Raw genomic sequence first — 24,758 nt, 5'->3', positions numbered from 1 at the left:
CGGCGGGCTGGGTGGGTGTCGGGTGCGGTGACGGACCTCCGGGGCCTGTTGTGTGGACTGCTTCGCTTTACGTCCACACAACAGGCCCCTCCGGCCCGTCCCCTCCCGTTGTGGGGAAAGTGAAGGTGGGTGGGGGCGGGCCACTCGTAGCCAGTTCACTGGGACCGACGAGGCGCACTGGACCACCTACGAGCACCCCCACCGGCCTTTTTCCTCCCCCACTCACGGGAGGGGCCGAGCCGCAGGACGAAGTCCGGAGGAGCGGCACCGCACCCGACAAACCACGCCCGCCGCAGGCGCAACGGCGAGAACACCCATGGCGGGAAAGCCGACAACGTGCGGCGGCGCCGCAAAGCGCAACGGCGAAAAACCACCACGGCGGGAAAGCCGAAAACGTGCGGGTGCGCCGCAAAGCGCAACGTCGAGAAACCACCACGGCGGGAAAGCCGACAACGTGGGAAGCCAGCCAAGCGCAGCGGACCGTCAGCCAAGGGCAGAGATTCGGCGCGCTCGGAACAAGAAGTCCGCCACCCGGCCGTGGTCCGGTTCGGCCGGCAACGGCGACCCGGACACCGCCGCCTCGGCCTCCTCGGACAGCCGCGCCATCCGCCGCTCCACCGTGGCCCAGGGCACCTCCCCGCGCCGGACCGCCAGCAGCGCCTCCCGTTCCGGGCCGACATCCAGGGTCAGCACGCCCGTACGGAGCAGATCACGCGAGCTGGCCAGCAGCCGCAGCAGATGCATGGCCTGCTTCCAGCGGGGCGCGCCGTGCTGCCGGACCTCGGCCCGCAGCTGCTTGAGCTGGCCGGTGGCGTAGCCCGCGAAGGTGCGGTGGGCCTGCCGGGACAGGAACGCCTGCCGCAGGGTGAGCAGCTCCCGCCCGACGGGGTCGATGCGCTCGACCAAGGGGGAGTGCAGACACTCCAGGATGGTGGGGTTCGCGCGCAGCCCCAGCTGGCAGAACCGTTCCAGCTCCCAGGAGAACTCCTCCTCGCGCGGCCCCTCCACATGGGTGGGCGGCTTCTCGAAGCCCCAGAAGAGCGGGGTGGGGGCGAGATAGACCCCGCGGCGGTCGGTGTCACTGGTCTCCGTGGCCAGTCCGAAGGCGCGCGAGCCCATGACGCATGCGTACACGGTGTGCTCGGCGACCAGCGAGTGACCTGCGGCGGCTTCCGACATGGCGGAGATTGTCGCTGGTGGGAGGGCGAATGTCACCCGTTTTGCCGGCCGATCGGGAACGCGGGACGGCGTGCTCACGGTCGGTGCGCGGAAGATCGCCGCCTGCACGGGCGCGGGCCGGCCCGTTCCCCTGTCCGGCCGCCGGACACGGAATGTCGGTGCGGCTGGTTACGCTGATCTGGACGCGCGCAGGTGCGTGCGGCCGGACGCAGGGGAGCAGTGACGTGGCGGTACGAGCGGTCCGCGGGGCCGTCCAGCTGGAGCGGGACGACGCGGAGCACATGCAGGAGCAGGTCGGCGAGCTGCTCACCGCCATCCTGGAGCGCAACGGCCTGCTCGCGGACGACCTCATCAGCGTGTGGTTCACCGCCACCCCCGACCTGCACAGCGACTTCCCGGCCGCCGCCGCCCGCGCCCTGGGCATCACGGACGTCCCGCTGATCTGCGCCCAGGAGCTGAACGTCGCCGGCGCCATGGAGCGCGTGGTGCGGGTGCTCGCCCATGTCGAGACCGACCTGTCCAAGGCCGGGATCGCCCATGTCTACCTCGGCGCGGCCGGGGCGTTGCGGAAGGACATCGCGCAGTGAGGACCGCACTCGTCATCGGAACGGGCCTGATCGGCACCTCGGCCGCCCTCGCGCTGCACGCACGGGGCGTGCAGGTGTTCCTGGAGGACCACGACCAGGCCCAGGCCCTCACCGCCGCCGCACTCGGCGCGGGCACCGCCGAGGCGCCCGCGGAGCCGGTCGATCTGGCCATCGTGGCCGTCCCGCCGGCCCATGTCGCCACGGCCCTGGCGGACGCGATGCGCCGCGGGGTGGCCCGCGCGTACCTCGACGTCGCCAGCGTCAAGGGCGGCCCGCGTCGTGAGCTGGAGGCGATGGGCTGCGATCTGTCCGGCTACCTCGGCACCCATCCGATGGCCGGCAAGGAGCGCTCCGGCCCGCTGGCCGCCACCGCCGACCTCTTCGAGGGCCGCCCCTGGGTGCTCACCCCCACCCGCGACGGCAACACCGAGGTGCTCAACCTCGCCCTGGAGCTGGTCGCGCTGTGCCGGGCCGTCCCGGTCGTGATGGAGGCGGACGCGCACGACCGCGCCGTCGCCCTGGTCTCGCACACCCCGCAGCTGCTCTCCAGCCTCGTCGCCGCCCGGCTCAAGAGCGCCGACGAGACCGCCGTGCGCCTCTGCGGCCAGGGCATCCGGGATGTGACACGGATCGCGGCCTCCGACCCGGGGATGTGGATCGACATCCTGTCCGCCAACCCGGGCCCGGTCGCCGACGTGCTGTCCGAGATCGCCGCCGACCTCGACGAGACCGTGCGGTCGCTGCGGGCCCTGGAGTCCGCCGACGAGGAGAAGCGCGGCGGCGGCGCCCTCGGCATCGAGGACGTGCTCCGCCGTGGCAACGCCGGCCGGGACCGGGTGCCCGGCAAGCACGGCGCCGCCCCGGCCACCTACGAGATCGTCGCCGTCTACATCGGCGACCAGCCCGGTGAGCTGGCCCGGATCTTCGCCGACGCCGGCCGGGCCGGGGTCAACATCGAGGACGTCCGCATCGAGCACGCCACCGGCCAGCAGGCGGGCTTCATCCAGCTCATGGTCGAGCCGCAGGCTGTGCCGGGGCTGACCGCGGAGCTGCGGGAGCGGGGCTGGTCCATCCGGCAGTGACACCGTGGACGGGGCGGTGCGGGTGAGCCAGTAACCTTGTGCGAGGCCCTTATGGCCCTTGGACCCCCGCCCCGTGTACAAGAAAGGTGTTCGTCACCGTGGAAACCGCCGCTCGGACCGCCCCGGCAGCAGTGATTGTCGCCATCGACGGCCCCGCAGGCACGGGCAAGTCCAGCACGTCCAAGGCCGTCGCCGCCAAGCTCGGCCTCGGCTACCTCGACACCGGTGCCCAGTACCGCGCGATCACCTGGTGGATGCTGAACAACGGCATCGACGTCGATGACGCGACCGCGGTGGCCGACGCCGCCGCCAAGCCCGTGATCGTCTCCGGCACCGACCCGGCCGCACCGACCATCACGGTCGACGGCCTGGACGCCGCGGGCCCGATCCGCACCCAGGAGGTCACCGCCGCGGTCAGCGCCGTCAGCGCGGTCCCCGAGGTGCGGGCCCTGATCACCGACCTGCAGCGCTCCATCGCCGCCGAGGCGCCGAACGGCATCGTCGTCGAGGGCCGGGACATCGGCATCACGGTCCTGCCCGACGCCGACCTCAAGGTCTTCCTGACCGCCTCCCCCGAGGCGCGGGCGGCCCGCCGCAGCGGCGAGCTCAAGGGCAAGGACCCCCAGCAGGCCACCGACCTGGCCGCCACCCGCGAGGCGCTGATCAAGCGGGACGCCGCCGACTCCGGCCGCAAGACCTCCCCGCTGGCCAAGGCGGACGACGCGGTCGAGGTGGACACCACCGAGCTGACCCTGGAGCAGGTCATCGAGTGCGTGGTCACCCTCATCGAGGGCGCCGGCGCAGAGAAGGCGGGGCGGGTCGCCCGGTGACCGACAGCGGCAGGGCGCCGAGCGCGGCAGGGGCCGCGGTCGGCCGGCGGATCGGCATCGGCCTGATGTACGGGCTGTGGCGGCCGCGGGTGCTGGGCGCCTGGCGGGTGCCGTCCACCGGACCGGCGATCCTCGCCGTCAACCACTCGCACGGCATCGACGGCCCGATGCTGATGGGCACCGCGCCGCGACCGGTGCACTTCCTGATCAAGAAGGAAGCCTTCGTCGGCCCGCTGGACCCGTTCCTGCGGGGCATCGGGCAGGTGAAGGTGGACCGCAGCACCGCCGACCGCAAGGCGATCACCGACGCGCTCGGGGTACTGGAGGACGGCGGGGTGCTGGGGATCTTCCCGGAAGGCACCCGCGGCGAAGGCGACTTCGCCTCCCTGCGGGCCGGTCTGGCGTACTTCGCGGTGCGCTCCGGCGCCCCGGTCGTGCCGGTGGCGGTGCTCGGCAGCACGGACCGGCACAGCCGGCTGACCTCCGCCGTCCCGCCGCTGCGCGCCCGCGTCGACGTCGTCTTCGGCGACGCCTTCCAGGCGGGCGACCAGAGCGGCCGGCGCACCCGTAAGGCGCTCGACGAGGCGACCGTACGGATCCAGGAGCGGCTGACCGCCCACCTGGACCGGGCGCGCCGCCTGACCGGGCGCTGACCCACACTTGAGTAGTGGGCCGCGGACGAGCGGCCCACCGACCACGCGGCGGTAGCCGCACATTGAATGCGTGAGGAACGGACTTCATGAACGACCAGATCCCTACCGGCGACGAGCACGGTGCGCTTGGCGACGCCGAGTACGCGGAGTTCATGGAGCTCGCCGCGGAGGAGGGCTTCGACCTGGAGGAGGTCGGGGGCGACATCGCCGCGGCCGGCCACGGTCCGCTGCCCGTCCTCGCCGTCATCGGCCGCCCCAACGTCGGCAAGTCGACGCTGGTGAACCGCATCATCGGCCGCCGTGAGGCGGTCGTCGAGGACAAGCCGGGCGTCACCCGCGACCGCGTCACCTACGAGGCGGACTGGAACGGCCGCCGGTTCAAGGTCGTCGACACCGGTGGCTGGGAGCAGGACGTCCTCGGCATCGACGCCTCCGTGGCGATGCAGGCCGAGTTCGCCATCGAGGCCGCGGACGCGGTGGTCTTCGTCGTCGACGCCAAGGTCGGCGCGACCGACACCGACGAGGCCGTCGTCAAGCTGCTGCGCCGCGCCGGCAAGCCCGTGGTCCTGGTCGCCAACAAGGTCGACGGCCCGTCAGGCGAGGCCGACGCCGCCATGCTGTGGTCGCTCGGCCTCGGCGAGCCGCACCCGATCTCCGCCCTCCACGGCCGGGGCACCGGCGACATGCTCGACGCCGCACTGGACGCCCTGCCCGAGGCGCCCGCGCAGACCTTCGGCGCCGCCCTCGGCGGCCCCCGCCGGGTCGCGCTGATCGGCCGGCCGAACGTCGGCAAGTCGTCGCTGCTGAACAAGGTCGCCGGCGAGGAGCGGGTGGTCGTCAACGAGCAGGCCGGCACCACCCGTGACCCGGTCGACGAGATGATCGAACTCGGCGGCAAGACCTGGAAGTTCGTGGACACCGCCGGTATCCGCCGCCGGGTGCACCTCCAGGAAGGCGCCGACTACTACGCCTCGCTGCGCACCGCGGCGGCCGTCGAGAAGGCCGAGGTCGCCGTCGTCCTGATCGACGCGTCCGAATCCATCAGCGTCCAGGACCAGCGCATCATCACGATGGCCGTCGAGGCCGGCCGCGCCCTGGTCATCGCCTACAACAAGTGGGACACCCTCGACGAGGAGCGCCGCTTCTACCTGGAGCGGGAGATCGAGCGGGACCTGGTACAGATCCCGTGGGCGATGCGGGTGAACGTCTCCGCGCGCACCGGCCGCCACATGGAGAAGCTGGTCCCGGCGATCGAGACCGCGCTGGCCGGCTGGGAGACCCGGATTCCCACCGGGCGGCTGAACGCCTTCCTCGGTGAGATCGTCGCCTCGCACCCGCACCCGATCCGCGGCGGCAAGCAGCCCCGCATCCTCTTCGGCACCCAGGCGGGCACCAAGCCGCCGCGCTTCGTCCTCTTCGCCTCCGGCTTCCTGGAGGCCGGCTACCGCCGCTTCATCGAGCGCCGGCTGCGCGAGGAGTTCGGCTTCGACGGGACGCCGGTCCACATCTCCGTGCGCGTCCGCGAGAAGCGCGGCAGGAAGAAGTAGCGGCGGTCCCCGGGCCGCGCGGGCGGATCAGCGTCCGTGCGGCCGGTTGTCCCGCTGCGCCGGCGGCAGCGCCGGGGCGTGGCCCCGCGGGTGGTACGGCGGGCGGCTCACGACCTCCCAGTGGCCCGTGGGTGCCGTATGGCTCCAGTCCCCGGCGCCGCGCAGCACCTCCGGGACCTCCGGCTCGTCCGTACGGTCCCCGGGCAGCGCCCGGAAGGAGCGGCGGTACTCGGCGTACAGCGCGTCATAGATCGGGGTGGCCGAGCCGTGCTCCGCGGTGTGCGTCGTCCCGTGTTCGTACGACGGGCGCATGCCGGGGATCGGGTGGGTGTACGGGGCGCGGGAGGGGTCGTATGCGTGCACGTATGTGCCAACGACCCCGAAGGCCCCGGGATGCGGCTTTCGCACGGAAATGGCTGATCGCGAGGGCATGACCGTCCGGAATGGCGGTCCTGCCCCCGCGATCGGGTGCCGGGGACGGTCAGGTGCCGGCCAGCGGCATCTCCGCGGCGACCAGGGCGCCCTTCGCCGCGGCGTTCTCCAGCGCCTGCCGCATCAGGTCCTCGCGCGGCTGGTGGCCGATGGTGCCGGCCGGCGCGGCGTACATCACCACCGACTGCGCCTTGTTGGCCGCGGCGCGCCAGCCGTCGGAGACGGCCAGCGGCTGGTGGGCCTGCCACCAGGCGGCCTGGTTGCCGGCGCTGCCCGGCTGCAGGACGGCGTGCAGCTTGCCCATGGCCAGCAGCGCGGACCAGCCCGGGTTCGGGCCGGGGAGCTGGTTCACGTCCGTCACCGGGTGGAAGCCCTGCTCCAGGAGCAGCGGGAGGAAGTCGTCGTCCGGGCCGGTCGCGCCGGGACGGGCGATCGGGCCGTCCGGCTCGACCACCAGGGCCGGGCGCAGATCGCCCTCGATCAGCACCAGCCCGCAGGTGATCCCGAGGGTGGCCTGGCGCGGGGTGGTGGGGACCGGGGCGGTCGGCGCGGGCCCCGATCCGGGCGTACGGGCGGCGGCGTCCTCTCCGGTGATGGAGCGCACGGCTCCCTGGAGCTGCTCCTCCGACACCGGGACGACCTGCGACGGGATGCACGTGGCATGGGCGAACGCGAGCACCGCGGTCTCCTCGCCCACGAACAGGACGGTGCTGGTGCGCTCCTGGTCGCTGTCTCCGGGGGTCCGGCAGGAGGTGCAGTCATAGCTGCCGGGGGCGTCGCCACCGGCCAGCAGGCGGTCGGCTTCTTCGTCGCCGATCTCGGCGCGAACGTCGTCACTGACGTCGAGCATGCGCGGCACGGGTGGCTCCTCGATCTCTGTGCGTCTGCCGGGTGGTCTCCCGGCTCGTACAAGGACAACGGGTGACCTGCGGCAGGAGTCACGCGAGGGCGGGAACAGAATCGAACCAATCGCCGCACAGGGGAAATCAACGGAAAGCCGCCCCGCAAGCGGTCACATAGCGCCAGCTCTTGCGCAGAACTTGGCGCAGTCGGCGGCGTTCCGTACCCCGGTCCGGGTGGCAACGGGCCGGTGGGGGCGTGCCGCGCTGGTCAACGGCGGACGGCTGCCTACCGTCACCGGCTATGTCGGAGAACTCTTCGTCGCCACGGCGCTTCGCGGGATCCGTCGGACTGCTCACCTCGGCGGCCGCCGCCCTGGTCCTGTGTCTGCCCGGTGGTGCCGCCGCCGACGGGCCGGGCGGCAACGGCACGGGCGGCAACGGCCCCGGCCGCAGGGGCGCCTACGCCTGCGCCGAGGACCAGTGGCCGTGGGGCTGCCTCGCGGAGTGCGAGAGCAGCGGTGACTGGCACATCAACACCGGCAACACCTTCTACGGCGGACTGCAGTTCTGGCAGCCCACCTGGGAGGAGTTCGGCGGCCTGGAGTTCGCCCCGCGGGCGGACCTCGCCACCCGTGACGAGCAGATCGAGGTCGCCAAGAGGGTGCAGGCCGCGCAGGGCTGGGGTGCCTGGCCCGAGTGCGCCAGACGCTACGGGCTGATCGAGGAGGGCGGCCGGACCCATGTCGTACGTCCCGGGGAGACGCTCCGCAAGATCGCCCGCAAGTACCGGGTGAAGGGCGGCTGGCAGGCGCTCCACGAGGCCAACCGGACGGCCCTGGGGGACAACCCGAACCGGCTGATGGTCGGCACCAGGCTGCGGCTTCCCTAGGGGACCTGTCGGGGATCCGCCGGGCAGCGGGCGGTGTCGCCCCTCACGGGCCTGGAGGGCATTCAGGGCTCCGGGGTTCCACAAAGCCGTTACCGATGTCCTAACTCTTTCGGCACAACTTGGCGTGCCCGCCCAACCCGGAACCTCCTCTCGTCGTCCTTCCGTTCAGCAGGGGGATACGTCGCGCCATCAGGAGGGGAGCGCGACGTGCCCACGGGGAGACCAGCAAGGACCGGAAGACCAGGGGACACGGGGACGGATGCACATCTCATTCCTGATTCACAATGCGTACGGGATAGGGGGGACGATCCGCACGACGTTCAACTTGGCCCGTACGCTCGCCGAGCAGCACGACGTCGAGATCGTGTCCGTCCTGCGCCACCGCGACGCGCCGGTCTTCGACCTCGGCCCCCGGGTCGGCTTGCGGCATCTCGTGGACCTCAGGGAGAGCGGCCCCGGCTACGAGGGCGCGGATCCCGCGCACGCCCGCCCCGCCAGGGTCTTCCCCGCCGCCGAGGTCCGCTACCGCCAGTACAGCGAGCTCACCGACCGCCGGATCGCCCAGCATCTGCGCCGCACCGAGGCCGATGTCCTGGTCGGCACCCGGCCCGGACTCAATGTGCACATCGCCAAGCAGGCGCGCCGCGGCCCGGTCCGCATGGGCCAGGAGCACCTCACCCTGGACACCCACCACCCGGCGCTCAAGCTGGCGCTGCGCAGCGCCTATCCGCGCCTCGACGCGGTCACCACCGTCACCGAGGCCGACGCCCGTTCCTACCGCCGGACGCTGCGGCTGCCCGGTGTGCGCATCGAGGCGGTGCCCAACAGCGTGCCGGCGCCCGCCGTCGCGGCCGCCGACGGCAGCGGCAAGTGGGTCGTCGCGGCCGGCCGGCTCACCCGCGTCAAGCGCTATGACGTCCTCATCCGCGCCTTCGCCCAGGTCGTCGCCGCGCGTCCGGACTGGCGGCTGCGGATATACGGCGGCGGCACGGAGAAGGCCGCGCTGCGTGCGCTGATCGACGAACTCGGCCTGTACAACCACGTCTTCCTGATGGGCCCGGCCAACCCCCTGGAGCCCGAGTGGGCCAAGGGCTCGATCGCGGCCGTCTCCTCCAGCCTGGAGTCCTTCGGGATGACGATCGTCGAGGCCATGCGCTGCGGGCTCCCGGTCGTCGCCACGAACTGCCCGCACGGCCCCGGCGAGATCATCGCCGACGGGGTGGACGGCAAGCTGGTGCCGGTCGGCAATCCGCAGGCGCTGGCCGGCTCACTGCTCACGCTGATCAACGACGACGACGCCCGCATCCGGATGGGCGACGCCGCGCTGGCCTCGTCCGCCCGCTACGACCCCGCCATGGTCGCCGGGCGCTACGAGGCCCTTTTCGGGGAGCTGCTCGCCCGCCGCCGGGGAAGCCGGCTGCACTGCAGCCTGCATCGCGCCCGGGGAGCCCTGCTCGGCGGCGCATACGCCACGAAGGATGCGGCCCGCGCCGCGCTGAGAGGGGTGCGGACGGTATGACGGCGTCGAGCCAGCTGACCGAGACCGGACAGAACACGAAGGAGTCCTCCGCCATCGATCAGGAACCTGAGGTGCCGGCCAGACCGGGGCCCGACGGCACCGAACCGCCGCGGGAGCGGGGCGCCACCACGGCGCCGACGGAACTGCGGGCCGACTGCATCGCGGACTCCGCCGGCGGTCTCACCTTCGATCTGAACGTCCCTCAGGACACCCACACCACCTGGAGCGCGGCGCTGGTGCTGCGGCTGCGCGGCGGCGACGGCGCCGACGACGAGGTACGGCTGCCGCTCGGGCCGAACGGCGCCGGCCGGCTGCGCGCCGTGCTGCCCAGCACCGTCGCGCTCGCCGAGGGCCGCTGGAACGCCTACGCCGACCTCGGCGACGGCGAGGACCCCCGGCGCCTGCTGCCGGGCATCAACGATCTGCGGTCGCTGGTGGACCGCCGGCCGCTGGCGGGCATCGGCCGGCTCGGTGTGCGCATCCCGTACGCGACCAAGTTCGGCAATCTCGCGCTGCGCAGCTGGCTGCGCGGCCCGCACGCCGAGGCCGGCGACATCCTCGTCACGCCCGACGGCATGACGGTCTCCGGCCGGCTCTACGGCGCCGCGCCGACGGCCGGCGCCCGGGCGGAGGCCTGGCGGCGCCGCACCGCCGCGTCCGCGGAGGCTCCCGCGGTCACGGTCACCGTCCCGCTGACCGTCGAGGGAGCGGAGTTCACCTTCACGCTGCCCTATGCGGAGCCGGCCGGTCACTGGGAGGACGGCAGCGAGCCGTGGGACCTGTGGCTGCGCCTGACGGAGGGCGCCCGGCCGGTGCGGATCGCCCGCCTCCTGGACGATGTCGCCGACAAGAAGCAGGTCTTCAGCTACCCCGCAATGCCGGTGCGGACGGCTGCGGGGCACCTCAGGGTCGGCCCGTATTACACGCTCGACAACGACCTGGCCCTCCGGGTCGCGGGACCGGCCGGAAGCTGACGGCGAGCGGGCCGGGGGCGCACCGCGGACCGCGGCTGTCCGCAAAGGCTGCGAGACTCGGGCCATGTTGGAGACCTCGGCACGCCTGCTCCGCCTGCTCTCCCTGCTGCAGTCCCACCGGGAGTGGACCGGCGCGGAGCTCGCCGGCCGGCTCGATGTCACCGCGCGCACGGTGCGCCGGGACATCGACCGGCTGCGCGAGCTCGGCTACCCGGTCCACTCCGCCCCCGGGACGGCCGGCGGCTACCGCCTCGGCGCCGGCGCCGAACTCCCGCCGCTGCTGCTGGACGACGACGAGGCGGTGGCCGTCGCGGTCGGGCTGCGCACCGCCGCGGCCGGCGGGGTCGAGGGCATCGAGGAGACCTCCGTACGGGCGCTGGCGAAGCTGGAGCAGGTGCTGCCGCACCGGCTGCAGCGCCGGGTCGGTGCGCTCAACGCCTTCACCGTGCCGATGTTCGGCGCGGGCGGCCCCCGGGTGGACCCGAACACCCTCACCGAACTCGCGCACGCCTGCCGCGACTGCCACCGGCTGCGCTTCGACTACACCAGCCATGACGGCACGCTCTCCCGGCGTACCGTGGAGCCGCACCGCCTGGTCTGCGCCCGGCGCCACTGGTACCTCGTCGCCTGGGACGTGGACCGCGCGGACTGGCGCACCTACCGCGCCGACCGCATCACCCCCACCCCGCCGCACGGGCCGCGCTTCACGCCCCGCACCCCGCCGGCCGAGGACCTCGCCGCGTACGTCTCCCACGGCATCTCCACCCGCGCCTACGCGCAGCAGGCCACCGTGCTGGTGCACGCCTCGCGGGAGCAGGCCGCGGAACGCATCGGCCCGGCCGCCGGGACGCTCGAAGCCGTCGACGCGCAGCGCTGCCTGCTGCACACCGGGGCGCACAGCCTCGACGTGATGGTGGTGCACCTCGTGATGACGGGCTTCGACTTCGAGGTCCGTGAGCCGCCGGAACTGCTGGACCGCGTACGGGAGATCAGGGACCGGCTGTCCCGGGCACTGGCAGCGGCACCGGCTGCTGCCCCACCTCCGGGTGGTGCAGATCGAACGCGGGGGACTCGGAGCGGATCCTCGGGAGAGTCGTGAAGTTGTGCCGCGGCGGCGGCGAGGAGGTCGCCCACTCCAGCGAGCGGCCGTAGCCCCAGGGGTCGTCCACCGTGACCTTGGCGCCGTAGCGCGTGGTCTTCCAGACGTTGTAGAGGAAGGGCAGGGTGGACAGCCCGAGCAGGAAGGAGCCGATGGTGGAGAGGGTGTTCAGGGCCGTGAAGCCGTCGGCGGCCAGATAGTCGGCGTAGCGCCGCGGCATGCCCTCCACCCCCAGCCAGTGCTGGACGAGGAAGGTGGTGTGGAAGCCGACGAACAGCGTCCAGAAGTGGATCTTCCCGAGGCGTTCGTCGAGCATCTTGCCGGTGAATTTCGGCCACCAGAAGTAGAAGCCCGCGTACGTCGCGAAGACCACCGTCCCGAAGACGACGTAGTGGAAGTGGCCGACGACGAAGTACGAGTCGGTGACGTGGAAGTCCAGCGGCGGCGCGGCGAGGATGACGCCGGTCAGCCCGCCGAACAGAAAGCTCACCAGGAACCCGATCGACCACAGCATCGGCGTCTCGAAGGACACCGAGCCGTGCCACATGGTGCCGATCCAGTTGAAGAACTTCACCCCGGTCGGCGCCGCGATCAGGAACGACATGAGGGAGAAGAACGGCAGCAGCACAGCCCCGGTCACGAACATGTGGTGCGCCCAGACCATCACCGACAGGGCCGTGATGGCCATCGTCGCGCCGATCAGCATGACGTACCCGAAGATCGGCTTGCGGGAGAAGACCGGGATGATCTCCGTGATGATGCCGAAGAACGGCAGCGCGATGATGTAGACCTCGGGATGGCCGAAGAACCAGAACAGGTGCTGCCACAGCAGCGCGCCGCCCCACTGCGCCTCGAACACCACCGACCCGAACTGCCGGTCCGCCTCCAGCACCAGCAGCGCGGCCGCCAGCACCGGGAACGCCATCAGCACCAGGATCGAGGTGAAGAGGATGTTCCAGGTGAACACCGGCATCCGGAACATCGTCATGCCGGGCGCCCGCAGCGTGATCACCGTGGTGATGAAGTTGACCGCACCGAGGATGGTGCCGAAACCGGCCAGCGCCAGCCCCATGATCCACATGTCGGGGCCGGCGCCGGGGGAGCGGGTCAGCGAGTTCAGCGGCGCGTAGGCGGTCCAGCCGAAGCTCGGGCCGCCGTCCGGCGTGAGGAAGCTGCCCAGCACGATCAGGCCGCCGAAGAGGAAGAACCAGTACGAGAGCATGTTCAGCCGGGGGAAGGCCACATCCGGGGAGCCGATCTGCAGCGGCATGATCTCGTTGGCGAAGCCGGCGAAGGCGGGGGTGGCGAACAGCAGCAGCATGATCGTGCCGTGCATGGTCACCGCCTGGTTGAACTGCTCGGGGCCGATGATCTGCAGCCCGGGGCGCGCCAGTTCGGCCCGCATCACCAGCGCCAGCACCCCGCCCACCAGGAAGAACCCGAACGACGTGATCAGGTAGAGGTGCCCGATCTTCTTGTGGTCGGTGGTCGTCAGCCAGTCGACCAGCACCGCCCCGAGACTCCGCGCCCCGGGAGGCCGGAGGTCCGCCCGGCCGGTGTCCGTAACCATCCGCTGCACCTCGTTCGTCGACGGTGGACTGGGGCCCGGGACATGATCCCCGCGGCCGCGGCGCAGTGCGAGAGGGCGCTCCGGGCCGTTCCGGTGGGATCCGGCGGAACCGGTCCGGTGGGAACCGGCGCTCCCGGCGGCCCGGTGGCCGGGCGGACGGGGCGGGCCGGGAAGTACGCGGGCCCGGCAATCGGGGCGATGTGCGGGAAATGTGTGTGGAGTGTGTCTCGTTGGTCAATTTCCGGACGGCCGATAAACGGCGTCGAGTAACGGAAATCCGATGCTGCCCGGGGGATTGTTTTCGGGCAGTGCGCCGCGCGGCCCCGAGCGGTTGTGCCCGTTTTGTATTCGATCAAGGTGGAATTTCGGCTGCCGAAAAATTCCACCCGGTTGCGCGGTCACGCGGCGCGTACGGGTGACGGAGTCCGGCGAACGCAGCAACGCACGCTGTGACACAAGTGTGACGAAGGACGGACCGGACGGTCATCGGCGTGTGGCAGGCCGGACTTCCACGGGCCGACGCGGGCGCATACGGTGGCGTCATGGCTGATCTACCGAACCTGCCGGACAACCCTCAGGACGACATCGAGGCCTACGTCGGCCTCGCGCAGGAGAGCGCCGAGGAGCAGGCCAGAGCGCGTGGCTGGACCACCGTCCGCTCCCTGCCGCCGGGCGCGATCATCACCATGGAGTTCCTGTCCGGCCGGCTCAACTTCGAGGTCAAGGACGGCACGGTGCACCGCTGCTGGCAGGGCTGAGCCGCACGGACGACGAAGGCCCCGGCCGCTTCCTCGGGAGCGGCCGGGGCCTTCGTTGCGGGGTGGGGGTGTGCGTACCGGCCCCGCGGTCCGTGGGCGGTCAGCCGCTCCCGTTGCGGCCGCGCCCGGAGGTCGGGCTCAGCGGCGTGGCGCGGGGCATCCGGTCCGCGTGCGGCGGGCGCCGGCTGCCCGCCGGGGTGACCGGGGCGCGCTCCGAGCGGATGGTGTACGGCCGTGCCGGGTGGTGCGGCCAGCCGTCCGGGGAGTGGCCGGCGGAATGGCCGCCCGTGCCGGCGGGGACCGTCTCGCGTACGAGCACCTCGCCGTCGGGCGCGACGCGCTGCCGGGACACCCCGGGAGCCAGCGAGTCGACCGGCAGCGGGCCGCGCAGCGAATCGGGGCGCAGCCGCAGCCACAGCCGCAGCAGGATGCCCATGAGCCGGTCCTCGAACCAGGTGACGCCGGGCTCCAGCCAGGGCATCGCCAGCAGCACCAGCAGCCCCGCGGCCCAGCCGAGCAGGACATCGCTGACCCAGTGCGTGCCGAGGTAGACGGTGGTCATCCCGACGCCCAGCGCGCCGAGCGCGGCGATCACCGACAGCGTGCGGCGGCGCAGCGAGGTGGTGGCGAGGTAGGCCAGCACGCCCCAGGTGACCACGGCGTTCGCGGTGTGACCCGAGGGGAATATGTCGCCGCCCAGATTCATCTCGTTGGCGCCGACCACGGTCGCGTAGTGCGGGCCGAGCCGGCCCATGCCGAGCTTGGCGGCGCCCACGGTGATGTTCAGCAGCAGCAGGGAGGCGCCGAGCACCAGCAGCGGGTGGAGGTTGCGCTGCTGCCAGCAGCGCCAGCCCAGCCAGGCCGCCACTGCCAGCGCGGTCGGCCCGCGCTGCCCCAGTACAACGAAGTAGTCGAGGAAGGCATGGATCTCAGGCCACTGCTTGTACGGCCTGAAGAACATGACTTGCCAGTCGAACGTGACCAGCCATGAAGTCGCCAGCACTCCGACCACGATCGCGAGATACACCGCCAGCGTGCCCCAGAACAGCCACATCCGGGTCCGGGTCATGCGGGGTGGTCGGGCGCGATCGGTCGGGCGCTCCTCCATCTGGTCGAGCTTGTCATCGGTACGCACTCAATCGACGTTACCGCGTGTGATGTAGGTGCTTGGTCAAACTGTGCGCTTTGTAATGACGATGTGATGTGGAATGAGTCTCAAACCAGGCTTCGCCGAAGGGATTTGCAACGGAATTCCTGGCGGTTTTCCATCGCTTCCCGACCGTCCGCGTGTCGGCACCCCGAGCGCCTTATCTGCTTTTCTCCGGATGGAGTTTATCCGGCCTTTGCCGCCAGGCCCCGTAACGTTTCCCCGCGGGGGTGCTCACGGAACGGAACCGGCCGGTCACGGCGGGCCCGAGCCGTTCAGCCAAAACGCCCCGTAGACCGCGGAGCCCGCCGCCATCACACTGATGGCCAGCCACGACCACACCGGGCGCCGGCGGGCGAGCGCCGCGGCCAGCGGCAGCAGCAGCGGATAGGCGGGCATCATCAGCCGCGGCTTGGACCCGAAGTAGCCCTTGGCGGTCAGCGCGAGCAGCAGCACCGTCCCGCCGTAGACCGCCAGCGGCAGCGGCTGGCCCTGCCGTACGCCGTGCACATACAGCCAGATCACCAGCCCGACCCCGAGGAGCAGCCCGAGCCCGCCCGCGACGGTGGGCCCCGACAGCTGCTGCCAGATGAACGCGCCGAACGCGAGGCCCCCGTCGAAGCCGTTGCCCCAGCCGCCCTGGACGTCCAGATACCCGGTGAACGAGCCCTGCCGCGCGCCCACCCACAGGAAGAAGCTGCACCAGCCGAGCGGCGCCAGCAGCACACCGGCCGGCATTCCAGGGTGCGCACGGAGCGCCGCGCGCAGCCGGACGCCGCCGCTCCGCTCCTGCCACAGCGTCACCGCGGCGGTGAGCCACACCGCCGCGACCACCGCCGCACCCACCGGGCGGGTCAGCCCGGCCAGCGACGCCAAGACCCCCGCCGCCACCCAGCGTTCGGTCAGTACGGCGTACACGCCCCAGGCCGCGAGCGCGGTGAACAGCGACTCCGAGTACGCCATCGACTGCACGATCCCGACCGGCAGCGCGGCCCACAGCGCGGCCAGCGCGATCCCGGCCCGCGGCCCGTACAGCCGCTCACCGGTCGCGTACAGCGCCCAGGCCGCGACCGCCGACGCGACCCAGGCCACCGCCATCCCGGCGTCGGCGGGCGACAGCGGCAACAGCGCCGACAGGCCGCGCTCCAGCCACGGCAGCAGCGGGAAGAACGCCAGGCTGGAGTGGAGGTCGCCGTTGGGCATCGGCACCGTGTAGCCGTAGCCCTGCCCGGCGACCCGGGTGTACCAGAGCGAGTCCCAGCGGGCGGTCAGCAGGGTGTGCCAGTCCTTGCCGGCGGCCGCCGACCAGACCGCGAGCACGAGCAGGCCCAGCAGCCGGACCGCCGCGTACGCCGCCAGCGCGGGCGTGGCCCGGCGCAGCGCGGTCCCCGCGGCGGGGCCGGCGCACGTGGTCGGGCCGGGAACGCCGGCGGGCGCAAGATCGTTCATCCCGTCGATTATCCCGTGGCCGAAGAACGTCGGTCGACGGTGGGTGGGGGAACGCAGGGCACTGCGATGCGCGTCTCATCGTGAGGTGAGCCACGCAGGGTACCTGCGGACTCGCGTAGTCTGACGTCTCTACTCGCCCGTGCCACCGGTTCCCCCGGGGCGCTTTCGCGCCCTGATCCGTGGCCGCGAGAGCATGACTGGAGGTACTGCATGTCCGGGTCGACCGCGTCCGGCAGTGGACGGACGGCTGGTGTTCCCCGGCTTTCAGCTGGCGGTGTGAACCGCTGGACCGTGCTGATCGTGCTCTGCGTCAGCCTGCTCTTCGTCGCGCTGGACACCACGATCCTGTACGTCGCCGTGCCCTCGGTCACCGAGGACCTGCGGCCGGGACCCGTGGAACTGCTGTGGATCGTGGACGTCTATCCGCTGATCGCGGCCTCGCTGCTGATCCTCTTCGGCACCCTCGGCGACCGCATCGGACGCCGGCGCGTCCTCCTGCTCGGCTACGGCCTCTTCGGGCTGGCCTCGGCCGCCGCCGCGCTCGCGCCCAACCCGCAGATCCTGATGGTGGCCCGCGCGCTGCTCGGCATCGGCGGCGCCATGATCATGCCGGCCACGCTGTCGATCCTGCGGCAGGTCTTCCCCGACCGGCGCGAGCGCGCGGTCGCCATCGGGGTGTGGAGCGCGGTGGCCGCGGTCGGCGCCGCGGTCGGCCCGGTCCTCGGCGGCTTCCTCGTCGAGAACTTCTGGTGGGGCTCGGTCTTCCTCATCAACATCCCGATGATGGCGGCGATGCTGCTGATCGGCCGATGGCTGCTCCCGGAGTCGCGCGGTGAGCGCAACGGCCCCTGGGACGTGATCGGCGCGATCGTCGCGGCGCTCGGTGTGCTGGGCGTGGTCCTCGGCGTGAAGCGGATCGGCAGCGGCGCCGCGGTGCTGGGCTGGACGACCCTGCTGCCCATCGTCCTGGGCGTGGCGCTGCTGATCCTCTTCGTCCGTCGGCAACACCGGCGCACACACCCGCTGATCGACATGCGGCTGTTCGCCCGGCCCGCGTTCGGCACCTCCGTCGGCTGCATCGTGCTGGCCATGCTCGCGCTGGTGGGCCTGCAGCTGATCGCCGTGCAGTACCTCCAACTCGTGCTCGGACTGAGCCCGCTGGAGACCGGGTTGCGGATGCTGCCGCTGGTCTTCGCCGCGATGGCGGCCGGCCTGACCGGCTCGAAGATGCTGCAACTCCTCGGCCCGCGCGCCATGGTGTCCCTCGGCTTCGTGCTGACCGCCGTCGCGGTGCTCTGTCTGACGGCGATGAGCAGCCAGGACCGCCCCTGGCTGCTGTCCCTGGGCTTCGTGCTGCTCGGCTTCGGCTTCCAGTCCACGCTGTTCGGGGCGTACGAGTCGATGCTCAACGAGGCGCCCGCCGAGCAGTCGGGCGGTGCCGCCGCGCTCGGCGAGACCTCCTACCAGCTCGGTGCCGGCATCGGTGTCGCCCTGCTCGGCAGCGTCATGAACGCCGCGTACGCCCCCGGTCTGGACCGGGTCGACGGCGTCCCCGAGCGGGCCTCCGCCTCGGCCGCGCACTCCCTCGGCGAGGCCTACAAGGTCGCCGCAGGTCTGCCCGGCCCGGCCCGGGCCGCGCTGCGCGAGGCCGCCCGGGACTCCTTCGTCCGCGGGCTGCACATCACCCTCGTCGCCAGCGCCGTGCTGCTGCTGATCGGCGCGGGGATCGCGCTGCGGCTGCCGCGCCGGGCGGCGGAGTCCACGGAGCGGGCGGAGGCCGAGGGTGAGGCGGCCGCGGGCGGGCCGGCCGGTGCCGGCCGCGGCGAGCCCGCCACGGCGCGCTCCGGTCGCTGAACCGCGGATCTCCGCTGCCGTGCGCCTGCGTGCCGCACGGCGATGCCCCTTGCCGGGCGGCACGGTGGGCCGTACCGTCGGAGGCGAAATAACTACCACTGCTAGTTTTTCGCATCCGCCGGAGGCCCCGCCATGTCCGCAACGCCGCCCGCAGAGTCCTCAGCGTCCTTGACGGGTTCGCCGTTCGACGCCCGCGACCCGCTGGGCATCGACGATCTGCTGACCGACGAGGACCGTGCCGTCCGTGCCACCGTCCGCCGGTGGACCGCCGAGCGGATCCTGCCCTCGATCGCCGACTGGTACGAGCGCGGCGAACTCCCCGGTCTCCGCGAACTCGCCCGTGAGCTGGGGTCGATCGGCGCCCTCGGGATGTCCCTGACCGGCTACGGCTGTGCCGGCGCCTCCGCGGTCCAGTACGGCCTGGCCTGTCTGGAGCTGGAGGCCGCCGACTCCGGCATCCGCTCACTGGTCTCCGTCCAGGGCTCGCTGGCCATGTACGCGATCTGGCGCTTCGGCTCCGAGGAGCAGAAGCAGGAGTGGCTGCCGCGGATGGCGGCCGGCGAGCTCATCGGCTGCTTCGGCCTGACCGAACCCGACATCGGCTCCGACCCCGCCGCGATGCGCACCCACGCCAAGCGCGACGGGACGGACTGGGTGCTCAGCGGGCGCAAGATGTGGATCACCAATGGTTCGGTGGCCGATGTCGCGGTGGTCTGGGCCCGTACCGACGACGGCATCCGGGGCTTCGTCGTCCCCACCGGCACCCCGGGGTTCGCGGCCCCCGAGATCAAGCACAAGTGGTCCCTGCGGGCCTCGGTGACCAGCGAACTGGTCCTGGACGAGGTGCGGCTGCCGAGCGATGCCGTGCTCCCCGGGGCCACCGGACTGCGCGGCCCGCTCGGCTGTCTCAGCCATGCCCGTTACGGCATCGTCTGGGGCTCGATGGGCGCCGCGCGCGCCAGCTTCGAGGCGGCGCTGGACTACGCGAAGACGCGCGAGCAGTTCGGCAAGCCCATCGGCGGCTTCCAGCTCACCCAGGCCAAGCTCGCCGACATGGCCGTCGAACTGCACAAGGGGATCCTGCTCGCCCATCACCTGGGGCTGCGGATGGACGCCGGGCGGCTGCGCCCCGAGCAGGTCAGCTTCGGCAAGCTGAACAACGTACGGGAGGCGATCGAGATCTGCCGTACGGCCCGGACGATCCTCGGCGCCAACGGGATCTCGCTGGAGTACCCCGTCATGCGCCACGCCACCAACCTCGAATCGGTGCTCACCTACGAGGGCACCGTCGAGATGCACCAGCTGGTGCTGGGCAAGGCGCTCACCGGCCTGGACGCCTTCCGGTGACCGGCTCCGTGCGGTGATCCGGGCGGCCGCCGCCCGGCCCTGCGGGCCGGGACACGCCGGCGGCGGCCGCCGCGGTTCCGGGCCCGCACCGCAGGCCCGGAACCGCTCAACTCTGGTTGAAGAAACCGCCGTTGCGGTGCGCGCGGGCCTCGCCGCTGACCACCTTGTAGTCGGCGGGGGTCAGCAGGAACACCCGGGTCGCGACCCGCTCGATCGAACCGCGCAGGCCGAAGGTCAGCCCGGCCGCGAAGTCCACCACCCGCTTGGCGTCGGCGGACTCCATGGACGTCAGATTGACGATCACCGGGACGCCGTCGCGGAACAGCTCGCCGATACCGCGGGCGTCCCGGAAGCTCTCCGGGGAGACCGTGGCGATGCGGGTGCCCTGGTCCTGGGCGGCCTCATCGGCCACCCGGACCCGGGGGTCGGTGACCCACGGGTTGTCACCCGAGTCACCGGCATCGGGTCCCTCGGCGTAGTCGTCGTCGTAGTAGCGCTCGTCATCACTGTCGTCGACGAGGCCAAGCCAGGCACTCGCCTTGCGCACCGATCCCATTGACGCCTCCTCTCACCCGCGGTCTCTGCGTGTCCGCCCCTATCGTCGTCCATGAGGCGGAGGGTGTGCCAAGTGGATAGCCGCCGCACGGGGGGTTCGTGACACATCTGGTGCAAAGAGGGTGGCGCGCCATCAGGGTACGCGCCCCATAAGCAAACTGACAGTACGAAGAACGTGACGGTCGGTATTTTACCGGGCCGATACCGAAAAGTGGCCGGTGAAAGGCGGAGTGAACCCCTGGGTAGGTTCGTGCACGGGACCAGGGCAAATGCCAAAGGCGCCGGCGCACCACCGGGAAATAGGACGATGATCGGGTGACTGGCCCATCCGAGGGTCGTTGACACGGCAGCAGATCGCGATCTGCCCACCGCATCAACTTCCCTCGAAAGTTCTGTACGTGGAAACTCAGACCCCACACGCCGGGTACCGGCGCCTCAGGCAATTGGTGACGGCCACGGTCGTGGCGCCACGCACCATCCGTGCCAAGCTCATCCGCATCCTGGCCGTCTCCCTTGCGATACTCCTCGCCCTGCTGGGGTTATCCGCGACGCGGCAGGTGGGCGACTACGAGAACGCCGGTACCACCGCGGCCGACGCCCGGCTCTTCGACGCCCTCCAGGGCTTCATCCACGAGCACCAGAAGGAACGCGGGCTGACGACCGGCTATGTCGGTGGTGTCCGGGAGTTCCACGACCGGATGCTCGCCCAGCGCAAGCTCACCGACGCCGCGCGCGGCGCGGTGGACCGCGAGCTGGCGGGCCGTCACGACAGCGCCGCCGGCGCCGTACGCGCCGCCCTGGCCCGCGTCAACGCCCTGCGGGACATCCGGGCCGCCGCCGACCGCGGCTCCGGCCGGGTCGAGCGCACCTACTCCTACTTCACCGACGTCGATGTCGCCCTGAACGGGCTCGGTGCCGGTCTCGTCGAGGTCCGCGACGGCGAGCTGCGCTCCGACTACCAGGCGCTGCAAGTCCTGGGCTCGGCAAAGGAGTTCACCGGTCAGGAGCGGGCCATCGTGCTCGGCTCGCTGCACGCCCGGCGGTTCCACGGCGAGGACTACACCCGCTTCATGACGGCCCGCTCCGGGCGGCTGGCGGCCCTGGACTCCTATCCGGCGTGGGCCTCCGCGAAGCAGCGGCGGGAGGTGACGGAGGCGCTGGCGACTCCGGCCGCCCGGCGGCTCTTCGGCTACGAGAAAAAGATCGTCGACGGGCGGGGGGCGATGCCGGCCCCCGCGGCGGTGCCGCCGACCGCCTGGTACGACGCGGCGACCGGCACCATCAACGGGCTGCGCACCGTCCAGATCGCCCTGGGCGAGGACATCAAGGACCGCGCCTCGGCCCTGCAGGGCGAGGCCACCCGGACGCTGGTGCTCTTCGGGCTGCTGGCCCTCGGCTCGGTGCTGGCCCTCGGCGCACTGGCCGTCGGCGCCGCCCGGTCGGTCTCCGGGCCGCTCGGCTCCCTGACCCGCCAGGCCCGTGAGGTCGCCGGCGGCCGGCTGCCCGACGCCGTCGCACAGGTGCAGTCCGGGTCCGGCACGCCCGCCCCCCTCGGCCCGCTGACCGTCCCACGGGGCGCGGGCAGCGAGGTCCAGCAGCTGGCCGACGCCTTCGACCAGATGCAGAAGGTGGCCTACGACCTGGCCACCGAGCAGGCCGTACTGCGCCGCAACGCCACCGAGTCGCTGGTCAGCCTCGGCCGCCGGAACCAGAACCTGGTGCGGCGTCAGATCAGCTTCATCAACCGGCTGGAGCACGAGGACGCCGACCCGGAGACGCTGGCCAACCTCTTCGAGCTGGACCACCTCGCCACCCGGATGCGCCGTAACGCCGAGAGCCTGCTGGTGCTCGCCGGTGAGGCCAGCCCGCGGACCTCGGCCACCCCGCTGTCCGTCACCGATGTCATCCGGGCGGCGCTCTCCGAGGTGGAGGAGTACCGCCGGGTGACGCTGCGCCGGGTCGATCCCGGATTCCTCAGCGGGGCGGTCGTCTCCGAGATCGCCCATCTGCTCGCCGAACTGGTCGAGAACGCGCTGAGCTTCTCGCCCCCGGAGACCGAGGTGGAGGTCGAGGGCCGCCGCACCAGAGCCGGCTATCTCATCGCGATCGTCGACCACGGCACCGGCATGACCGCCCCCGCGATGGCCGAGGCCAATGTCCGGCTCTCCGGCATGGCCGGCTTCATGGCCGAACCGACCCGCTTCCTGGGGCACTTCGTGGTCGGCGCGCTGGCCCGCAGGTGCGGTGTCGAGGTCCGGCTCGGCGAGGCGCCGGCCGCCGGCACCGTCGCCCGGGTGCTCATCCCGGGCAGCCTCCTCACGGAGCCGTCCGCGGTGGCGGCCGACGTGGACGTCCCCGGCACACGCGGGGAGCAGGCCGCGGAGCCGGAGCGGAAGCGGCCGGCGGCCGGGCCCGGTGCGGACGACGGAGCCGAGCGGCACGACGCGGCCGGCCCACCCGCCGAGCCGCGGACCGCGGCCGGGCCCGCCGCGGACGACCGGGCCGGCGAGGCGCTGCCGCACCCCCGCGCCGCACGGGAATCCGAGGCGACGACCCCGGCGACGACCCCGGCGGAGGCCCGCGGTTCGGCCGCGTCCCGCACCCGTAACGGGCTGGTCAAGCGCGCCCGGCGCAGCGCCATCCAGTCGGCGGTGAACGAGGCGGCCGCGCCGCGCTGGCAGCAGCAGGCCGCCCCGACGCCGGACCGCACCCCCGACGAGGTGTCCGGCATGCTCGCCACCCTCCGCAGCGCCCATATGCGCGGCGGGATCAGCGTGGAGAAGGAGCGGGAGAGGGAACAGGCGACGGGAGCGGCGGAGTCCGGGCAGGACACCCGGCCGGAGACGGCCCGGACGGCGAAGAAGGGTGACGAGAAGTGAGCGTCGATCTCCACAGCGATTCCCAGACCTTCAACTGGCTGCTGGCCAGCTTCGTCCGCAAGACGGACGGGGTGCGCGACGCGGTGGCGGTCTCCTCGGACGGCCTGCTGATCGCGGTCTCCGAGGGCCTGGGCCGGACCGACGCCGATCATCTGGCGGCGGTGGTCTCGGGCCTGTCGAGCCTGGCGCGCAGCGCCTCGCGCCGCTACGAGTTCGACGGCGTCAAGCTCATCATGATCGAGATGGGCCGCGGCTACCTGCTGGTCTCGGCGGTCCGGGACGGCAGCTGTCTGGGTGTGCTCGCCGACAGCACCGGCGAACTCGGTCTGGTCGGCTACGAGATGGCGGTGCTGGCCGAGCGGGCCGGGGATCTGCTCACTCCGGCGCTGATCGCGGATCTGCGGCAGGTCCTGCCGCGATGAGCGAGGAAGCCGATGCGGCGGAGCTGTTCGTCCGGCCGTTCATCATGACCGGTGGCCGGGCCGAGCCGATGCACGACGGGCTGCGCCTGGAGACGCTGGTGGTCGCCGGGCCCGAGGCGTCGCTCGCGGGCCTGGAGTTCGAGCGCCGCCGGATCGTGGCGCTGTGCGCCCGGCCGACGATGGTGGCCGAGGTGGCGCAGAAGACCGGGGTGCCGCTGGGCGTGGCCAAGGTGCTGATCGCCGATCTGGTCGTCGCCGGACTGCTGGTCTGTCAACAACCCAAGGAGCTGCCGCTCCATGTCCTGGAGAGGATCAGGGACCATGTCAGGGCGCTCTGACAACGCCGCACCGCTCGCCGTGAAGATCGTGATCAGCGGCGGTCTCGGCGTCGGCAAGACGACGTTCATCGGCGCGATCTCCGAGATCGAGCCGCTGGACACCGAGGCCGCCATCACCCAGGTCTCGGTCGGCGTGGACTCGCTGGCCGGCGTGGAGAACAAGACCACCACGACGGTCGCGCTGGACTTCGGACGGATCACCCTCGACCCCACGATCGTGCTGTACCTCTTCGGCACACCGGGCCAGGACCGCTTCTCCTTCCTCTGGGACGACCTGGTCGAGGGCGCCCTGGGCTCGATCGTGCTGGTCGACACCCGGCGGATCGAGGACTCGTTCCCGGCGCTGGACTACTTCGAGGAGCGCGGCACCCCGTTCGTGCTGGCGGTCAACCGCTTCGACGGCGCCCGGCACTTCGCGCTGGAGGAGGTCCGGGAGGCGCTGGGCATCGACGGCGGGGTCCCGGTGCTGGCCTGTGATGCGCGCGGGCGCCCGTCCGTACGCGAGGTACTGGCCGCGCTGATGGACGAGGTCGTACGGCGGCACACGGCCGGCGGCCCGGCGCGGGCGGGGGCGCTCGCCCGCTGACGGCGGGGGCGGGCGGACCGGCCGGATCGCTCGCCCCACGTCCCAGGGGCCGGACCGCCCGCCCCACGCCCCGGCCGAGCGCCGCCCCGGCAGCCGCCAACGAGGCTGCCGGGGCGCAGTGTTACGGGACCCGTGGGGGAGGGGGCGGCCGGGTGCCGGACACAAGACGTTGGTGAACGCCTCTTGCGCAGCGGGGGCGGTGCGCCCGACACTCCGCTCA

23 protein-coding genes are annotated in these 24,758 nt (G+C 72.2%); 16 read left to right on the top strand and 7 right to left on the bottom strand.

From position 1 onward, the window contains the following. Positions 1 to 483: 483 nt before the first annotated feature. Positions 484 to 1,179, bottom strand: coding sequence for a nucleotidyltransferase domain-containing protein (locus BKA18_RS07555; protein WP_366047896.1), 696 nt, complete (start codon positions 1,177 to 1,179; stop codon positions 484 to 486). A gap of 224 nt (positions 1,180 to 1,403) precedes the next feature. Here BKA18_RS07555 and aroH point away from each other — a divergent pair, with 224 nt between their 5' ends. The 5 genes from aroH to der all read left to right on the top strand — a co-directional run bounded on the left by aroH (position 1,404) and on the right by der (position 5,878). Further along, on the top strand, positions 1,404 to 1,766 hold the full coding sequence (gene aroH, locus BKA18_RS07550) for a chorismate mutase (protein ID WP_366047895.1): 363 nt from the start codon (positions 1,404 to 1,406) through the stop codon (positions 1,764 to 1,766). Beyond that, the gene (locus BKA18_RS07545) at positions 1,763 to 2,848 is read left to right on the top strand and encodes a prephenate dehydrogenase (RefSeq protein WP_006607763.1); all 1,086 of its coding nucleotides are present in this window, start codon (positions 1,763 to 1,765) and stop codon (positions 2,846 to 2,848) included. The genes aroH and BKA18_RS07545 overlap by 4 nt, the downstream gene beginning before the upstream one ends. 86 nt (positions 2,849 to 2,934) lie before the next feature. Further along, positions 2,935 to 3,678 carry a (d)CMP kinase gene (cmk, locus tag BKA18_RS07540; protein ID WP_006607762.1) on the top strand — a complete coding sequence of 248 codons (744 nt, stop codon included), beginning with the start codon at positions 2,935 to 2,937 and terminating at the stop codon, positions 3,676 to 3,678. Further along, entirely contained in the window at positions 3,675 to 4,331 is a 657-nt protein-coding gene (locus BKA18_RS07535) for a lysophospholipid acyltransferase family protein (RefSeq protein WP_366047894.1), read from the top strand. The genes cmk and BKA18_RS07535 overlap by 4 nt, the downstream gene beginning before the upstream one ends. Before the next feature lie 86 nt (positions 4,332 to 4,417). After that, on the top strand, positions 4,418 to 5,878 hold the full coding sequence (gene der, locus BKA18_RS07530; RefSeq protein WP_366047893.1) for a ribosome biogenesis GTPase Der: 1,461 nt from the start codon (positions 4,418 to 4,420) through the stop codon (positions 5,876 to 5,878). 27 nt (positions 5,879 to 5,905) lie between these two features. Here the strand turns inward: der and BKA18_RS07525 are convergent, their stop codons facing one another. Together BKA18_RS07525 and BKA18_RS07520 are read right to left on the bottom strand one after the other, a co-directional pair. Beyond that, positions 5,906 to 6,241 carry a hypothetical protein gene (locus tag BKA18_RS07525; protein WP_006607759.1) on the bottom strand — a complete coding sequence of 112 codons (336 nt, stop codon included), beginning with the start codon at positions 6,239 to 6,241 and terminating at the stop codon, positions 5,906 to 5,908. 118 nt (positions 6,242 to 6,359) lie between these two features. Next, positions 6,360 to 7,169 (bottom strand): hypothetical protein, encoded by an 810-nt coding sequence (locus BKA18_RS07520; protein WP_366047892.1) that lies wholly within the window; start codon positions 7,167 to 7,169, stop codon positions 6,360 to 6,362. 284 nt (positions 7,170 to 7,453) lie between these two features. Between BKA18_RS07520 and BKA18_RS07515 the strand changes: the two genes are divergently transcribed. From BKA18_RS07515 to BKA18_RS07500, 4 genes are all read left to right on the top strand, one after another. Then, positions 7,454 to 8,041 (top strand): transglycosylase family protein, encoded by a 588-nt coding sequence (locus tag BKA18_RS07515; protein ID WP_366047891.1) that lies wholly within the window; start codon positions 7,454 to 7,456, stop codon positions 8,039 to 8,041. Positions 8,042 to 8,300: 259 nt separating this feature from the next. Beyond that, on the top strand, positions 8,301 to 9,560 hold the full coding sequence (locus tag BKA18_RS07510; protein ID WP_366047890.1) for a glycosyltransferase family 4 protein: 1,260 nt from the start codon (positions 8,301 to 8,303) through the stop codon (positions 9,558 to 9,560). Then, positions 9,557 to 10,534: a hypothetical protein gene (locus BKA18_RS07505; RefSeq protein ID WP_366047889.1), complete on the top strand. Its 978-nt coding sequence runs from the start codon at positions 9,557 to 9,559 to the stop codon at positions 10,532 to 10,534. The genes BKA18_RS07510 and BKA18_RS07505 overlap by 4 nt, the downstream gene beginning before the upstream one ends. Before the next feature lie 64 nt (positions 10,535 to 10,598). Further along, the gene (locus BKA18_RS07500) at positions 10,599 to 11,633 is read left to right on the top strand and encodes a helix-turn-helix transcriptional regulator (RefSeq protein WP_366047888.1); all 1,035 of its coding nucleotides are present in this window, start codon (positions 10,599 to 10,601) and stop codon (positions 11,631 to 11,633) included. On the opposite strand, the gene ctaD is transcribed toward BKA18_RS07500, so the two are convergent. Then, on the bottom strand, positions 11,524 to 13,203 hold the full coding sequence (gene ctaD, locus BKA18_RS07495; protein ID WP_366047887.1) for an aa3-type cytochrome oxidase subunit I: 1,680 nt from the start codon (positions 13,201 to 13,203) through the stop codon (positions 11,524 to 11,526). The genes BKA18_RS07500 and ctaD overlap by 110 nt on opposite strands. 542 nt (positions 13,204 to 13,745) lie before the next feature. On the opposite strand from ctaD, the gene BKA18_RS07490 reads away from it, so the two are divergent. Then, on the top strand, positions 13,746 to 13,961 hold the full coding sequence (locus BKA18_RS07490) for an I78 family peptidase inhibitor (protein ID WP_040901734.1): 216 nt from the start codon (positions 13,746 to 13,748) through the stop codon (positions 13,959 to 13,961). A gap of 100 nt (positions 13,962 to 14,061) precedes the next feature. On the opposite strand, the gene BKA18_RS07485 is transcribed toward BKA18_RS07490, so the two are convergent. Together BKA18_RS07485 and BKA18_RS07480 are read right to left on the bottom strand one after the other, a co-directional pair. After that, complete coding sequence (locus BKA18_RS07485; RefSeq protein ID WP_366047886.1) at positions 14,062 to 15,096, bottom strand: phosphatase PAP2 family protein; 1,035 nt, start codon at positions 15,094 to 15,096, stop codon at positions 14,062 to 14,064. Between the two features lie 267 nt (positions 15,097 to 15,363). Further along, on the bottom strand, positions 15,364 to 16,557 hold the full coding sequence (locus BKA18_RS07480; RefSeq protein WP_366047885.1) for a hypothetical protein: 1,194 nt from the start codon (positions 16,555 to 16,557) through the stop codon (positions 15,364 to 15,366). Positions 16,558 to 16,767: 210 nt separating this feature from the next. Here BKA18_RS07480 and BKA18_RS07475 point away from each other — a divergent pair, with 210 nt between their 5' ends. Both BKA18_RS07475 and BKA18_RS07470 read left to right on the top strand, forming a co-directional pair. Next, positions 16,768 to 18,411, top strand: a complete 1,644-nt coding sequence (locus BKA18_RS07475) for an MFS transporter (protein WP_366047884.1) — start codon at positions 16,768 to 16,770, stop codon at positions 18,409 to 18,411. A 132-nt stretch (positions 18,412 to 18,543) separates the two neighbouring features. Continuing rightward, complete coding sequence (locus BKA18_RS07470; protein WP_040901728.1) at positions 18,544 to 19,758, top strand: acyl-CoA dehydrogenase family protein; 1,215 nt, start codon at positions 18,544 to 18,546, stop codon at positions 19,756 to 19,758. A gap of 106 nt (positions 19,759 to 19,864) precedes the next feature. Here BKA18_RS07470 and BKA18_RS07465 read toward each other — a convergent pair whose 3' ends face one another. Continuing rightward, entirely contained in the window at positions 19,865 to 20,314 is a 450-nt protein-coding gene (locus BKA18_RS07465; protein ID WP_006607746.1) for a cell division protein SepF, read from the bottom strand. 397 nt (positions 20,315 to 20,711) lie between these two features. Here BKA18_RS07465 and BKA18_RS07460 point away from each other — a divergent pair, with 397 nt between their 5' ends. Genes BKA18_RS07460 through BKA18_RS07445 form a run of 4 tightly spaced genes read left to right on the top strand, consistent with a single transcriptional unit; the run spans position 20,712 to position 24,538 of the window. After that, the gene (locus BKA18_RS07460) at positions 20,712 to 23,192 is read left to right on the top strand and encodes a sensor histidine kinase (RefSeq protein WP_366047883.1); all 2,481 of its coding nucleotides are present in this window, start codon (positions 20,712 to 20,714) and stop codon (positions 23,190 to 23,192) included. After that, positions 23,189 to 23,614 carry a roadblock/LC7 domain-containing protein gene (locus tag BKA18_RS07455; RefSeq protein ID WP_006607744.1) on the top strand — a complete coding sequence of 142 codons (426 nt, stop codon included), beginning with the start codon at positions 23,189 to 23,191 and terminating at the stop codon, positions 23,612 to 23,614. Before BKA18_RS07460 ends, BKA18_RS07455 begins: the two co-directional genes overlap by 4 nt. Next, entirely contained in the window at positions 23,611 to 23,952 is a 342-nt protein-coding gene (locus BKA18_RS07450; RefSeq protein WP_006607743.1) for a DUF742 domain-containing protein, read from the top strand. Before BKA18_RS07455 ends, BKA18_RS07450 begins: the two co-directional genes overlap by 4 nt. After that, complete coding sequence (locus BKA18_RS07445; protein WP_366047882.1) at positions 23,936 to 24,538, top strand: GTP-binding protein; 603 nt, start codon at positions 23,936 to 23,938, stop codon at positions 24,536 to 24,538. The genes BKA18_RS07450 and BKA18_RS07445 overlap by 17 nt, the downstream gene beginning before the upstream one ends. Positions 24,539 to 24,758 lie beyond the last annotated feature (220 nt).

The organism is Streptomyces auratus (genome assembly GCF_050433025.1).
Taxonomy (GTDB): domain Bacteria; phylum Actinomycetota; class Actinomycetes; order Streptomycetales; family Streptomycetaceae; genus Streptomyces; species Streptomyces sioyaensis.
Note: the sequence above shows the minus strand (reverse complement) of the source record. Positions and strands in the feature narration are given on the sequence as shown.